The 12,708-nt window shown below is 61.0% G+C and carries 14 protein-coding genes and 1 pseudogene; 11 read left to right on the top strand and 4 right to left on the bottom strand.

From position 1 onward, the window contains the following. Positions 1–63: 63 nt before the first annotated feature. The 6 genes from tsaB (at position 64) to purT (ending at position 4,902) form a co-directional block, all read left to right on the top strand. Entirely contained in the window at positions 64–738 is a 675-nt protein-coding gene (gene tsaB / locus NRB16_RS10500) for a tRNA (adenosine(37)-N6)-threonylcarbamoyltransferase complex dimerization subunit type 1 TsaB (protein ID WP_253142750.1), read from the top strand. A gap of 406 nt (positions 739–1,144) precedes the next feature. Beyond that, positions 1,145–1,456 (top strand): hypothetical protein, encoded by a 312-nt coding sequence (locus NRB16_RS10495; protein WP_045481385.1) that lies wholly within the window; start codon positions 1,145–1,147, stop codon positions 1,454–1,456. A gap of 2 nt (positions 1,457–1,458) precedes the next feature. Next, positions 1,459–2,322, top strand: coding sequence for a DUF72 domain-containing protein (locus tag NRB16_RS10490; protein ID WP_257106120.1), 864 nt, complete (start codon positions 1,459–1,461; stop codon positions 2,320–2,322). A gap of 39 nt (positions 2,323–2,361) precedes the next feature. Further along, positions 2,362–3,051, top strand: a complete 690-nt coding sequence (locus NRB16_RS10485; protein ID WP_045481379.1) for an extensin family protein — start codon at positions 2,362–2,364, stop codon at positions 3,049–3,051. A gap of 97 nt (positions 3,052–3,148) precedes the next feature. Further along, positions 3,149–3,616, top strand: a complete 468-nt coding sequence (locus NRB16_RS10480; RefSeq protein WP_045481376.1) for a VUT family protein — start codon at positions 3,149–3,151, stop codon at positions 3,614–3,616. A 104-nt stretch (positions 3,617–3,720) separates the two neighbouring features. After that, positions 3,721–4,902 (top strand): formate-dependent phosphoribosylglycinamide formyltransferase, encoded by a 1,182-nt coding sequence (purT, locus tag NRB16_RS10475; RefSeq protein WP_257106119.1) that lies wholly within the window; start codon positions 3,721–3,723, stop codon positions 4,900–4,902. A 74-nt stretch (positions 4,903–4,976) separates the two neighbouring features. Here the strand turns inward: purT and NRB16_RS10470 are convergent, their stop codons facing one another. The 3 genes and pseudogenes from NRB16_RS10470 to NRB16_RS10460 form a co-directional block, all read right to left on the bottom strand. Beyond that, positions 4,977–6,284, bottom strand: coding sequence for an MFS transporter (locus tag NRB16_RS10470; protein ID WP_045481368.1), 1,308 nt, complete (start codon positions 6,282–6,284; stop codon positions 4,977–4,979). Positions 6,285–6,571: 287 nt separating this feature from the next. Beyond that, a pseudogene (locus tag NRB16_RS10465) lies at positions 6,572–7,773 on the bottom strand (transporter associated domain-containing protein). Between the two features lie 26 nt (positions 7,774–7,799). Next, a complete protein-coding gene (locus NRB16_RS10460) occupies positions 7,800–8,612 on the bottom strand; it encodes an inner membrane protein YpjD (RefSeq protein ID WP_045481361.1) in 813 nt (270 codons plus the stop codon). Positions 8,613–8,860: 248 nt separating this feature from the next. Between NRB16_RS10460 and ffh the strand changes: the two genes are divergently transcribed. From ffh to rplS, 5 genes are all read left to right on the top strand, one after another. Further along, on the top strand, positions 8,861–10,240 hold the full coding sequence (gene ffh / locus NRB16_RS10455; protein ID WP_045481357.1) for a signal recognition particle protein: 1,380 nt from the start codon (positions 8,861–8,863) through the stop codon (positions 10,238–10,240). A gap of 256 nt (positions 10,241–10,496) precedes the next feature. Then, the gene (gene rpsP, locus NRB16_RS10450) at positions 10,497–10,754 is read left to right on the top strand and encodes a 30S ribosomal protein S16 (protein ID WP_045481354.1); all 258 of its coding nucleotides are present in this window, start codon (positions 10,497–10,499) and stop codon (positions 10,752–10,754) included. A gap of 5 nt (positions 10,755–10,759) precedes the next feature. Continuing rightward, positions 10,760–11,299, top strand: coding sequence for a ribosome maturation factor RimM (gene rimM / locus NRB16_RS10445; RefSeq protein WP_045481349.1), 540 nt, complete (start codon positions 10,760–10,762; stop codon positions 11,297–11,299). A gap of 5 nt (positions 11,300–11,304) precedes the next feature. Then, complete coding sequence (gene trmD, locus NRB16_RS10440; RefSeq protein WP_045481346.1) at positions 11,305–12,072, top strand: tRNA (guanosine(37)-N1)-methyltransferase TrmD; 768 nt, start codon at positions 11,305–11,307, stop codon at positions 12,070–12,072. Between the two features lie 30 nt (positions 12,073–12,102). Then, positions 12,103–12,453, top strand: coding sequence for a 50S ribosomal protein L19 (rplS, locus tag NRB16_RS10435; protein ID WP_045481342.1), 351 nt, complete (start codon positions 12,103–12,105; stop codon positions 12,451–12,453). Here rplS and NRB16_RS10430 read toward each other — a convergent pair. Next, on the bottom strand, positions 12,434–12,625 hold the full coding sequence (locus NRB16_RS10430) for a hypothetical protein (protein ID WP_144403173.1): 192 nt from the start codon (positions 12,623–12,625) through the stop codon (positions 12,434–12,436). The genes rplS and NRB16_RS10430 overlap by 20 nt on opposite strands. Positions 12,626–12,708 lie beyond the last annotated feature (83 nt).

The raw sequence follows: 12,708 nt of genomic DNA, 5'->3' as shown, positions 1-12,708 counted from the left end.
GGCCCGCTTGCGGGCCATTTGTCATTTATACTGCGCCACTTTTCATTTGCGACGGATACCTCGATGACCACCCTGCTGGCCCTGGACACTGCCACTGAAGCCTGCTCGGTCGCCTTGCTGCACGATGGCAAGGTGCTGAGCCACTATGAGGTGGCGCCACGTCTGCATGCCCAGAAGCTGTTGCCGATGATTCAGGACCTGCTTGCCCAGGCGGGCTTGCCCAAGTCGGCGGTGGACGCCATCGCCTTTGGCCGTGGCCCGGGTGCCTTCACCGGCGTGCGGATTGCCATTGGCGTGGTTCAGGGCCTGGCTTTTGCCCTGGATCGCCCGGTATTACCCGTTTCGAACCTCGCGGTGCTGGCCCAGCGCGCCTTGCGCGAACATGGCGCCAGCCAGGTCGCGGCGGCCATCGATGCGCGCATGGATGAAGTCTACTGGGGCTGCTACCGCGCCAGCGCCGGTGAAATGTGCCTGATCGGTGAGGAAGCCGTGCTGCCGCCCGAACAGGTCAGCCTGCCAGCCGACGCCAGCGGCGACTGGTTTGGCGCCGGCACCGGCTGGGGCTACGCCCCACGCCTGCCCGTGCAACTGAGTGGCTGCGACGCCGGCATGCTGCCCCATGCCGAAGACCTGCTCAGCCTCGCCACCTTCGCCTGGCAGCGCGGTGCCGCCATGCCAGCCGATCAAGCCCAACCGGTCTACCTGCGCGACAAGGTGGCGACGCCAAAAGGCGCTTGAAGAACAGGCGCTTTGGTTCCTTTGGTGTTTCAAAGGAACCCGCCCATCGGAGCAGAACCGGCAGTTCAGGCAACCGCGGCAATGACCTTTGGACAATGGCAAAGCCTTCGCGGCTAAAGCCGCTCCTACGCCGAAAGTAGGAGTCATCGCCCCGCGCAAGACCCCGAGCCTCTCAAGAAAACCCCGTCCCAGACGATACCCATTACGACTGAAAACGATATTGGCAGACACCGCCATTCATCATGAATGGCATCAATCGGCCATCTACCGCTCATCGCCTCAGTCTATGGAAATGCCCTGCGGCCCGAATAACGTGCAATTTGTGTGGTCTAGTTATCATTCGGATGTTTGCCAAAGCGCCTATCCGTGACGTTAAATTGCCACTACAGACGCCGAGTAATCATCGATGCGCATAGACGGTCCCTCACAACGCTCGTACCCCATCAAGCGCAAGCCCCGCAAAGGCCCTGCGACGATTGAGGGTGCCTTCGAGGAAGTCGACAGCGATATCGAACAACCTGCGCAGCCAGCCCGCAGTGCGCGTCGTGAGTCTGCTGACGTACACGTCCCCACCCCCAACGTTCCGGCACGTCCGCAAGACATGATCTTCCCGCGCTCCATGAGTTCGCGAGTGGCCACCGCCCTGGCCAGCTACCTGACCACCGCCAGCTTCGGCGATTGGGAAATGGAAGTGGCGGAGCTCGACCTGCACGTCTGACTGTGAACAATCTGCCTTATTTTCTCGGTTGCCCGTCCTGGGCTGATAACACCTGGCGCGAATTTTTCTACCCGGAAGATGCCCGCAGCACAGATTTTCTCGGCCTTTACTGCCAGGTCTTCAACACCGTTGAAGGCAACACCACGCTTTACGCCCGGCCTAACGCCGCTACGGTGCAGCGCTGGGCGCAGACCATGCCGGCGCACTTTCGCTTTACCGCCAAGTTTCATCGCGACATCAGCCATGAGGGCGATCTGCGCCTGCAGCTCGACGCGGCCCAGGCATTTGTTGACATGCTGGCGCCGTTGGGTGAGCGGGTCACGCCGTTCTGGCTGCAGTTGCCGGCCAGCTTCGGCCCACAACGTCTCGCTGAACTGGCAATGTTCATCGCCGAGATCAAGGTGCCGTTGGCCGTTGAAGTCCGTAACCAGGCATTTTTTCTCAAGGGCGACGAAGAGCGTGCGCTCAACCGGCTGCTGCTCGATAACGGCATCGAGCGGATATGCCTGGATTCGCGGGCACTGTTCAGCTGCATCTCCAGCGATCCGGCCGTTCTGCACGCCCAGTCGAAAAAGCCCAAGGTCCCCGTGCGGCCTGCCGCGCTGACCCAGGCACCGCAGGTGCGGTTTATCGGTCGCCCGGAACTGGCTGCCAATGATCCATACATGGCGCCCTGGGTCGAGAAAGTCGCCGCCTGGATCGAAGAAGGGCGCACGCCTTACGTGTACCTGCATACCCCCGACAACCATCGTGCACCCGCCTTGGCGCAGCGCTTTCATGAGCAATTGATGGCGCGTTTGCCGGGCCTGGCGCCGCTGGTGCAGATTGATCGTGGGCCCGAGGTGGAGCAGTTGGGGCTTCTTTGAGGTCCATGAGGGTGAACCCATTGGTTTAAGAGTCCCACCATGCGCTTGGTTATCGTGGTATTGCTGTTGTGTGCCCTGGCCTCACTGGCGGTGTGGCGTAGCTGGGTTGAGGTGCCGCCGCGCTGGAACCCTTGGGCACCGCTGGACATTCGTGCCGAACCCAATCTGCTGACTTCATTCAAGCTCTGGCGCTTGCAGGATAATGCGCAGTTGTGCGATCAGGCATTGGCATCATCGACCCTGCGCTTCAGCCGCCAGGCTGACAGCCCGCCTTCGGCCAATTGCCCGTTGAGCAATACCCTGCGGATTCAGGGCGGCGAGGTGGCGCTCAGTAGCAGCTTTCTGGCCAGTTGCCCGCTGGCGGTGGCTTATGCGCTGTTCGAGCACCACAGCCTGCAGCCTGTTGCTCAAGCCACATTGGGCCAGCGGGTTGCGCGTATCGACCACTTGGGCAGCTTTGCCTGCCGCAACATCTACAACCGCAGCGAAGGCCGGCTCAGCCAGCACGCCAGCGCCAACGCGCTGGACATTGCCGGGTTTCGCCTGGCCAACGGCGAGCGCATCGACCTGCTGCGTGACTGGAACGACAGCGGCGCCAAGGGGCAGTTTCTGCGCAGCGTCCAGCAAGCGGCCTGTGAGCACTTCAACACGGTGCTGGGGCCTGACTACAACGCCGCGCATCGCAATCACTTTCACCTGGATATGGGTATGTGGCGGGTCTGCCGATAAGCCCGGGTTTGCCTGCGGGCAATGCCATACAAAGGCACTCGGGTAAAAAGTGAATCTGCTACCATGCGCGCCTGTCCTTGTTTACCCGCCAGTTGCCATGCTCTTTCTTATCGCCTACATCGCCAGCGTCGTATTGATCAACTTCGCTTTTTCGGCGGCTCCGCATCTGGACATCATCTGGTCATGCTGGGGCGGCCTGGTGTTTGTACTGCGCGACATGGTCCAGACCCGCTTTGGTCATGGCGCGATTATCGCCATGCTGGCCGCGCTGCTGTTGTCTTACATCACCAGCGATCCGACCATTGCCCTGGCCAGCGCCACGGCCTTTGCCGTCTCTGAACTGATCGACTGGCTGGTGTTCACCATTACCAAACGCCCGCTGCATGATCGCCTGTGGATCAGCTCGGCGCTGAGTATTCCGCTGGACACCTTTATCTTCTTCGGCATGATCGACGCACTCAGCGCACCGGTACTGATTACTGCCCTGGCCTCGAAATTCGCCGGGGTCACGGCGGTGTGGCTGATCATGGCCTGGCGGCAGCGTCGACACGCCTGTCCGGGATAACCCTGCATCGCACAGGGCTTCATGGTAAATTGCGCGCCTTTCTCCACCGTGGTTGCCCGTTTACTGGCGGGCTGCCCTCGACATCTGCTCTTCGAGGACCTGAGATGACTCAAATCGGAACTCCACTGTCGCCCACCGCGACCCGTGTTTTGCTGTGCGGCAGCGGCGAACTGGGTAAAGAAGTGGTCATCGAACTGCAACGCCTGGGTGTCGAAGTGATCGCTGTCGATCGCTACGCCAACGCTCCGGCCATGCAAGTTGCCCATCGCAGCCACGTGATCAACATGCTCGACGGCGCCGCCCTGCGCGCCGTGATCGAGGCCGAGAAGCCGCACTACATCGTGCCGGAAATCGAAGCCATCGCCACCGCGACCCTGGTGGAGCTGGAGGCCGAAGGCTTTACCGTGGTGCCGACCGCTCGCGCTGCGCAGTTGACCATGAACCGCGAAGGCATCCGCCGTCTGGCCGCTGAAGAGCTGGGCCTGCCGACTTCGCCGTACTTTTTTGCCGACACGTTCGAAGACTACAGCAAGGCTGTCGAAAGCCTGGGCTTCCCGTGTGTGGTCAAGCCGGTGATGAGTTCTTCGGGCAAAGGCCAGAGCCTGCTCAAGAGCACTGCCGACATCCAGAAAGCCTGGGACTACGCTCAGGAGGGCGGTCGCGCTGGCAAGGGCCGGGTGATCATTGAAGGCTTTATCGACTTCGATTATGAAATCACCCTGCTGACCGTGCGCCATGCTGGCGGTACCACGTTCTGTGCGCCGGTTGGCCATCGTCAGGAGAAGGGCGATTACCAGGAATCCTGGCAGCCGCAGGCAATGAGTCCGGTGGCGCTGGCCGAGTCCGAGCGTGTGGCCAAGGCGGTTACCGAGGCGTTGGGCGGTCGTGGCATGTTCGGCGTGGAGCTGTTCATCAAGGGGGATCAGGTGTGGTTCAGCGAAGTGTCGCCGCGCCCGCACGACACCGGTCTGGTGACCCTGATTTCCCAGGACCTGTCGCAGTTCGCCCTGCACGCCCGGGCCATTCTCGGCCTGCCAGTGCCACTGATTCGTCAGTTCGGTCCGTCGGCATCGTCGGTGATTCTGGTTGAAGGCCAGTCGACTCAGACTGCGTTCGCCAACCTCGGCGCAGCACTGGCTGAGCCTGACACCGCCCTGCGCCTGTTCGGCAAGCCAGAGGTCAACGGCCAGCGCCGCTTGGGCGTGGCCCTGGCGCGTGACGAGTCGATCGAAGCCGCCCGCGCCAAGGCCAACCGCGCCTCGCAGGCGGTTGACGTCAAGCTGTAACGGCAGATGCAAGCCGTAGGAGCCGCTTTAGCGGCGAATGGTCTTCGCCGCTAAAGCGGCTCCTGCGACATGTCCTACAGTTCTGTATCGCGGGTCTCTTTAAGGGCCAGTACGGCCAGGACACTGAGCAGGGCGGCGGCCGATACATAGCCGCCGACCCAGCTCAAACCGCCCATGGTCACCAGCTTCTGGGCAAAGAACGGTGCCATCGAGGCGCCGACGATGCCACCCAGGTTGTAGGCCGCCGAGGCTCCGGTGTAACGCACCTTGGTCGGAAACAGCTCGGGCAGCAGCGCGCCCATCGGCGCGAAGGTCACGCCCATCAAAAACAACTCGATGCTCAAAAACAGCGCCACGCTCCAGGTCGAACCGTGAGTCAGTAGCGGCTCCATGGCAAAGCCCGAAGCAATCGCCAGCACGCCACCGGTCAACAGCACCGGTTTACGGCCAAACCGGTCGCTGGCCCAGGCTGATATCGGCGTTGCCAGGGCCATGAACAGCACGGCAAAACACAGCAGGCCCAGAAAGGTCTCACGGGTGTAGCCCAGGGTCGAGACGCCGTAGCTCAGCGAAAATACAGTCGAGATGTAGAACAGTGCGTAGCACACCACCATCGCTGCAGCCCCGAGCAGCATGGGCTGCCAGTGTTTGCTGAAGGTTTCGACGATCGGCAGGCGCAGTTGTTCGTGCTTGGCCACGACCTTGGCGAACGCCGGGGTTTCTTCCAGTTTCAGGCGCACATACAGGCCGACAATCACCAGCGCTGCGCTGAGCAGAAACGGAATGCGCCAGCCCCATTCGCGAAACTGCTGGTCATCAAGGACCACGGCCAGGGTCAGAAACAGGCCGTTGGCGGCCAGAAAGCCAATGGAGGGGCCCAGTTGCGGAAACATGCCGAACCAGGCACGTTTGCCTTTGGGTGCGTTTTCGGTGGCCAGCAGCGCAGCGCCGCCCCATTCACCACCCAGTCCAAGGCCCTGGCCAAAGCGCAGCAGGCACAGCAGGATCGGTGCCCAAACGCCGATACTGGCATAACCGGGCAGCACGCCAATCAGGGTGGTGCAGACGCCCATCAGCAGCAGCGAAGCGACCAGTGTCGATTTGCGGCCGATCCGGTCACCAAAGTGGCCGAACAGCGCCGAGCCCAGTGGGCGGGCGAGAAACGCAATGCCGAAGCTCAGAAAAGCGCCGAGCATCTGCGCGGTGCCTGAGGTTTGCGGGAAGAACACCGGGCCGATCACCAGCGCAGCAGCGGTGGCGTATACATAAAAATCGTAGAACTCAATGGCGGTGCCGATAAAGCTGGCGGTGGCCACCCGCGTGGCAGAGTTGGCCGGCGGCGGTTGGGTGCTCTCGGTATCAGCGAGGGTCGTTGTGGTCATGCGGATTATCCCTGTCATGTCAGCTGCGGCGACCAAAGTGGCGGCAGGCATTCATTTGTTATAGGTGCGGGCAGCGCTGAGCTGGTCGGCCCGGTTGGGCGGCAAGGCAGGGGAATGGCCCGAGGGATGGTGAGCCAGGCCTGAGGGTATGCGGGTCGTTCAGGCTGTTGTTGGGCGGATCGTACCGCGTGCGGGTAGCACGTCGATCGGCCGGGCTGGATAAGCTGACCGATTATAGGAATGCTGCGGCTTTTGAAACAAGTGGTAACAGGCGCGGGCGCGCTCGGTCAGAGACGGGGGCGCAACGGTGCATGCCGCCACATCAGTACCCGGGTCACGCGGTTATCCTCGGTTTCGAGGATTTCCAGCCGGTAGGGACCAACCTTCAGGCAAACCGGGCCTTCGGGAATGGTTTCCAGCGCTTCGGTGACCAGGCCGTTAAGGGTCTTGGGGCCATCGGCAGGCAGATGCCAGCCCAGGCTCTTGTTCAGTTCGCGAATCGACGCCGCGCCGTCGACTGCCATCTGGCCGTCAGGCAGTTGAGTGATGTGCGGGTTATCCAGGTGCTCGTTTTCGAACTCGCCGACAATCTCTTCGAGAATATCTTCCAGGCTGATGATGCCCAGCACCTCGCCGTACTCATCAACCACCACGCCCAGGCGGCGTTGCTGCTTGTGAAAATTCAGCAACTGCAGCTGCAATGGCGTGCTTTCCGGGACGAAGTAAGGCTCGTAGCAGGCGCTCAGGAGGTGGTCCTTGGTCAGTTCGGCCTTGGGCAGCAGATGGCTGATCTGGCGGGTGTTGAGAACCCCCTGCACCTGATTGATGTCGTTGTGATAGACCGGCAGGCGGGTGTGGCGCGAGATGATCAGGTTCTCGATGATCTGGCCGATCGGTTCATCCAGATTGATCCGTCCACTTCGCTGCGCGGAATCAGGATGTCGTTGACCGTCATGCGGTCCAGGGCGCGAATGCCGGCCAGTACGCTGCTTGGGCTGCTGTCGGCTTGCGCTTGGTGCGCGTGGTATGGCTGCACCTGGTCATGCTGCAGCTCGCCGCCGGGGCCTGGGCGCCGGGCAAGCGGCTGTAGCAGCAGGCCCGCGGTACGCTCAAGCAGCCAGGCCAGTGGCTGCAGCAGGCGTAAAGGCCCGCGCAGCAGGCTGTTGACCAGTTTCAGGGTGGGCTGTGGATAGCGACTGGCCAGACGCCGCGGCAGGTATTCGGTGAGTAGTAGCAGCGCGGCTGAGCTGCCCAGCCAGGCCAGTAATGGCCCCTGATAAACCCAGTAACGCAAGCAGACCAGCAGCGTGATGACCACCAGCAGGGTCTTGAGCAGGGTATTGCCCAGTATCAGGCTGTGCAGATCGGCCTCGTTTCTGGCCCGCGGGCCTGCCAGGTAATACACCGCTTCGGCCGCCGTAAACAGTCCTGACCAGAGCGTCAGCAGGGCCAGCACACCGAGCAGGGGAGCGATGGGCAGACTATTCATGAGTGCGGCTCTTTAGATGGGTGTAGTCAGATATGCAGGATGAATTCGCGTACCAGCTTGCTGCCGAAGTAGGCCAGCATCAGCAGGCAGAAGCCGCCCAGTGTCCAGCGGATTGCCTTGTGGCCACGCCAGCCCAGCCGCGTGCGACCCCAGAGCAGGACCCCGAACACCACCCAGGCCAGGCAAGACAGCAGGGTCTTGTGGACCAGATGCTGGGCGAACAGATTCTCGACGAAGATCCAGCCTGAGATCAGCGACAGCGACAACAGGGTCCAGCCAGCCCACAAGAAGCCGAACAGCAGGCTTTCCATGGTTTGCAGTGGCGGAAAATTGCGAATCAGCCCGGACGGGTGTTTGTGCTTGAGCTGGTAGTCCTGCAAGAGCAGGAGCAGCGCCTGGAACACGGCGATCGTGAACATGCCGTACGACAATATCGACAGCAGTACATGGCTGAGGATGCCTGGCGACTCGACGATCGGTTGCGCCGTCCCGCTGGGCACGAACTGCGCGAGCAAGACGGTTATCATGCCGAGCGGAAACAGCAGCGCCAGCAGGTTTTCCACTGGAATGCGCACGGTCCCGAGCAGAATCAGGAAGATGACCGCGAGGGCGATGAGGCTGGCGGCGTTGAAAAAATCCAGGCCCAGGCCTGCCGGGCGAATCAGTTGCGAGCACAGGCCGATGGCATGGGCGATGATCGCCAGGGAGCCGAGCAGCCACAGCAGACGCTTGTCGGGTCTGGTGGCGCGGCGCAGGCGGATGCCTTGATAGACGGTCGCGGCGGCATACAGGCTGGCGGCGATGAGGCTGGGGAACAGGCTGGCTGGCAAAGGGAACATGATCCTGACGGGCGGGCCCTGAAAGGGGCTGAGTTTGGCATACCCCGGCTCTGCAAGAAAGTGCGAGGCGTTGTGAACGCCATTGGCCTTGATGCATGTCGTGTGGCTGGACGCTCTCTGTCCGTGTGCCGGACTCTCGGCTATAATCTGCGCCCTGTTCAGGCCGCCGACTCGCCGCGCGCCATTTATCTCCATTGCGGGCCGTGCCGCACCCATCAGGGGCGACCGGAGCCTTACTAGGAACGCGCATGTTTGAAAATCTAACGGAACGCCTTTCCCAGACGCTGCGCCATGTCACCGGCAAGGCCAAGCTGACCGAAGAGAACATCAAGGACACCTTGCGCGAAGTGCGCATGGCGTTGCTCGAAGCTGACGTCGCGCTGCCAGTGGTCAAGGACTTCGTCAACAATATCAAAGAGCGGGCGGTCGGCACTGAGGTGTCGCGCAGCCTGACGCCGGGCCAGGCGTTCGTGAAGATCGTCCAGGCCGAACTCGAAAGCATCATGGGGGCGGCCAACGAAGACCTGGCGCTCAATGCTGCGCCACCTGCCGTGGTGCTGATGGCCGGTCTGCAGGGTGCGGGCAAGACCACCACCGCCGGCAAGCTGGCCAAGTTCCTCAAAGAGCGCAAGAAGAAGAGCGTGATGGTGGTGTCGGCCGACATCTACCGTCCGGCAGCGATCAAGCAGCTCGAAACCCTGGCCAATGATCTGGGGGTCACCTTCTTCCCGTCCGATACCAGCCAGAAGCCGGTGGACATTGCCCAGGCGGCGATCCGCGAAGCAAAGCTCAAATTCATCGATGTGGTGATCGTCGACACCGCCGGCCGTCTGCATATCGATTCCGAGATGATGGCCGAGATCCAGGCGCTGCATGCAGCGGTCAAGCCGGTCGAAACCCTGTTCGTGGTCGACGCCATGACCGGTCAGGACGCGGCCAACACCGCCAAGGCCTTTGGTGATGCGCTGCCGTTGACCGGTGTGATCCTGACCAAGGTCGACGGCGACGCACGTGGTGGTGCTGCACTGTCGGTGCGCTCGATCACCGGCAAGCCGATCAAGTTCATCGGTATGGGCGAGAAAAGCGACGCCCTTGAGCCATTCCATCCGGATCGTATCGCTTCGCGGATCCTGGGCATGGGTGACGTGCTCAGCCTCATCGAGCAGGCCGAGCAGACGCTGGACCGCGAGAAGGCCGAGAAGCTCACCAAAAAGCTCAAGAAGGGCAAGGGCTTCGACCTCGAAGATTTCCGCGACCAATTGCAACAAATGAAAAACATGGGCGGCCTGGGCGGGCTGATGGACAAGCTGCCGAGCATCGGCGGCATGAACCTGTCGCAGATGGGCAACGCCCAGGGCGCGGCCGAGAAGCAGTTCAAGCAGATGGAAGCGATCATCAACTCGATGACGCCGGCCGAGCGCCGCGACCCTGACCTGATCAGCGGCTCGCGCAAGCGCCGCATCGCGCTGGGTTCCGGTACCCAGGTGCAGGACATCGGGCGGCTGATCAAGCAGCACAAGCAGATGCAGAAGATGATGAAGAAGTTCTCCACCAAAGGTGGCATGTCGAAAATGATGCGCGGTCTGGGCGGTATGTTCCCGGGCGGTGGCGGCATGCCCAAGATGTAACCAGACAACCGGGTGCGGCCCAGGCCGTGCCCGCTCGTCGTACAGGGGCTGACCCTGTGCGCCCCTCAATAAGGAGGGGATTTACCCGGTCGCCGCGGTGGCCGACCCATGCAGGTCTTTACGGCAGGCGCTCAGTCGTCGGAAAAAGTCGTTTGCAAATGTCCGTATATTCCTTGAGAATATGCGGCCTTTTGGGCACCCGTGCCCATTTGTGCAACAAAGATTTGCAGCACCGACTAAACAGGAACGATGTTCAATGCTAACCATTCGTCTTGCCCTTGGCGGCTCCAAAAAGCGCCCGTTCTACCACGTGACTGTCACTGACAGCCGCAACGCCCGTGACGGCTCTCACAAAGAGCAGATCGGTTTCTTCAACCCGATCGCTCGTGGTCAGGAAGTTCGCCTGTCCATCAACGAAGAACGCCTGAACTACTGGCTGAGCGTTGGCGCTCAGACTTCCGAGCGCGTTGCCCAGTTGATCAAAGAGAGCAACAAGACCAAGGCTGCGGCCTGAGTCTTATGAACGCGACGCCTGCATCTGCCGACGATCTGATCGTCATTGGCAAGATTTTCTCGGTTCATGGCGTTCGCGGCGAAGTGAAGGTGTACTCCTTCACGGATCCGATTGACAACCTGCTGGACTACAAGACCTGGACGCTGCGGCGCGAAGGCCGTGTGGAAAAACAGGTCGAGCTGGTCAGTGGACGCTTGCAGAGCAAGTTTCTGGTCACAAAGCTCAAAGGCCTCGATGATCGTGATGAAGCCCAGCTTCTGGCCGGTTGCGAAGTCTGTGTGCCGCGTAGCCTGTTCCCTGATCTGGATGATGGCGAGTACTACTGGTATCAACTGGAAGGACTCAAGGTTATCGACACGCTCGGGCAATTGCTCGGCAAGATCGATCACCTGCTTGAAACCGGCTCGAACGATGTAATGGTGGTAAAGCCCTGCGCGGGTAGCCTGGATGATCGCGAACGCCTGTTGCCCTATACGGAGCATTGCGTGTTGGCTGTCGACCTGGAAGCCGGCGAGATGAAGGTGGATTGGGATGCGGATTTCTAAGTGCCATGGCTAGCCTGCGCATAGACGTTATCACGCTGTTTCCCGAGATGTTTTCCGCCATCAGCGAATACGGCATAACCAGCCGTGCGGTGAAACAGGAGCTGTTGCAGCTGACCTGTTGGAATCCGCGGGACTACACCACGGATCGCCATCACACTGTGGACGATCGCCCCTTCGGAGGCGGCCCCGGCATGGTGATGAAGATCAAGCCTCTGGAAGATGCGCTGGCCGAGGCCAGGCTGGCAGCCGGAGACAAGGCAAAGGTGATTTACCTTTCGCCGCAAGGCCGCAGGCTGAGTCAGCCAGCGGTGCGCGAACTGGCGCAAGAGAGTGCTCTCATTCTCATCGCCGGTCGTTATGAAGGCATCGATGAGCGTTTCATTGAAGCGCACGTGGATGAAGAGTGGTCGATTGGCGACTATGTCCTGTCTGGCGGTGAGCTGCCGGCGATGGTACTGATCGATGCGGTTACACGACTGCTGCCTGGAGCTTTAGGGCATGTAGACTCCGCGGAGGAAGACTCCTTCACGGACGGTCTGCTTGATTGCCCGCACTACACCCGACCTGAGGTGTATGCGGATCAGCGTGTTCCCGACGTATTGCTAAGTGGCAATCATGCACATATCCGGCGTTGGCGTTTGAAGCAGTCCCTTGGGCGGACCTTTGAGCGACGCGCTGATCTTCTGGAAAGTCGCTCACTTTCTGGAGAAGAGCAGAAGCTGCTGACGGAATACATCCGTGAGCGGGACGATAGTAAACGTATCGATGGCTGATCCGGGAGGATCACCCTTAGGAGCACAAGCATGACCAACAAAATCATTCTGGCCCTCGAAGCCGAGCAGATGCAGAAAGAAATCCCGGCCTTCGCCCCGGGCGACACTGTTGTCGTTCAGGTGAAAGTGAAGGAAGGCGATCGTAGCCGTCTGCAGGCGTTCGAAGGCGTTGTCATCGCCAAGCGTAACCGCGGCGTGAACAGTGCTTTCACTGTTCGCAAGATCTCCAGCGGCGTTGGCGTTGAGCGTACTTTCCAGACCTACAGCCCGCAAATCGACAGCCTGGCTGTCAAGCGTCGCGGCGACGTTCGCAAGGCCAAGCTGTACTACCTGCGCGACCTGTCCGGTAAAGCAGCACGCATCAAGGAAAAACTGTCCTGATACAGTTTTTCGATGCATGAAAAAAGCAGCCTTCGGGCTGCTTTTTTTTCGTCTGCTGTACGGTGGCAGCGACCTGGGTCGCGAAGCTTTTTTCTGAGCTGGAGTCTGCGAGTTCGTTGACATCCTCCCCGGCCTGAAGGCCGGAGATTCCTGCGGCGCTCAGGCGCGGCATCGAGCTGCCCCTGAGTCGCTTCGGTGGGTTCCTGCTGCTGGCGCCATGACCTCTGCGCTCACTTCACAGGCTAACCGGGCGTG

The organism is Pseudomonas sp. LJDD11 (assembly GCF_024584215.1).
Classification (GTDB): domain Bacteria; phylum Pseudomonadota; class Gammaproteobacteria; order Pseudomonadales; family Pseudomonadaceae; genus Aquipseudomonas.
This window is presented reverse-complemented; position numbering and strand designations above follow the sequence as displayed.

Coding starts and splice junctions, on each gene's coding strand:
- tsaB (WP_253142750.1), top strand. CDS start 64: ATGACCACCCTGCTGGCCCTGGACACTGCCACTGAAGCCTGCTCGGTC.
- NRB16_RS10495 (WP_045481385.1), top strand. CDS start 1,145: ATGCGCATAGACGGTCCCTCACAACGCTCGTACCCCATCAAGCGCAAG.
- NRB16_RS10485 (WP_045481379.1), top strand. CDS start 2,362: ATGCGCTTGGTTATCGTGGTATTGCTGTTGTGTGCCCTGGCCTCACTG.
- NRB16_RS10480 (WP_045481376.1), top strand. CDS start 3,149: ATGCTCTTTCTTATCGCCTACATCGCCAGCGTCGTATTGATCAACTTC.
- purT (WP_257106119.1), top strand. CDS start 3,721: ATGACTCAAATCGGAACTCCACTGTCGCCCACCGCGACCCGTGTTTTG.
- NRB16_RS10470 (WP_045481368.1), bottom strand. CDS start 6,284: ATGACCACAACGACCCTCGCTGATACCGAGAGCACCCAACCGCCGCCG.
- NRB16_RS10460 (WP_045481361.1), bottom strand. CDS start 8,612: ATGTTCCCTTTGCCAGCCAGCCTGTTCCCCAGCCTCATCGCCGCCAGC.
- ffh (WP_045481357.1), top strand. CDS start 8,861: ATGTTTGAAAATCTAACGGAACGCCTTTCCCAGACGCTGCGCCATGTC.
- rpsP (WP_045481354.1), top strand. CDS start 10,497: ATGCTAACCATTCGTCTTGCCCTTGGCGGCTCCAAAAAGCGCCCGTTC.
- rimM (WP_045481349.1), top strand. CDS start 10,760: ATGAACGCGACGCCTGCATCTGCCGACGATCTGATCGTCATTGGCAAG.
- trmD (WP_045481346.1), top strand. CDS start 11,305: ATGGCTAGCCTGCGCATAGACGTTATCACGCTGTTTCCCGAGATGTTT.
- rplS (WP_045481342.1), top strand. CDS start 12,103: ATGACCAACAAAATCATTCTGGCCCTCGAAGCCGAGCAGATGCAGAAA.
- NRB16_RS10430 (WP_144403173.1), bottom strand. CDS start 12,625: ATGCCGCGCCTGAGCGCCGCAGGAATCTCCGGCCTTCAGGCCGGGGAG.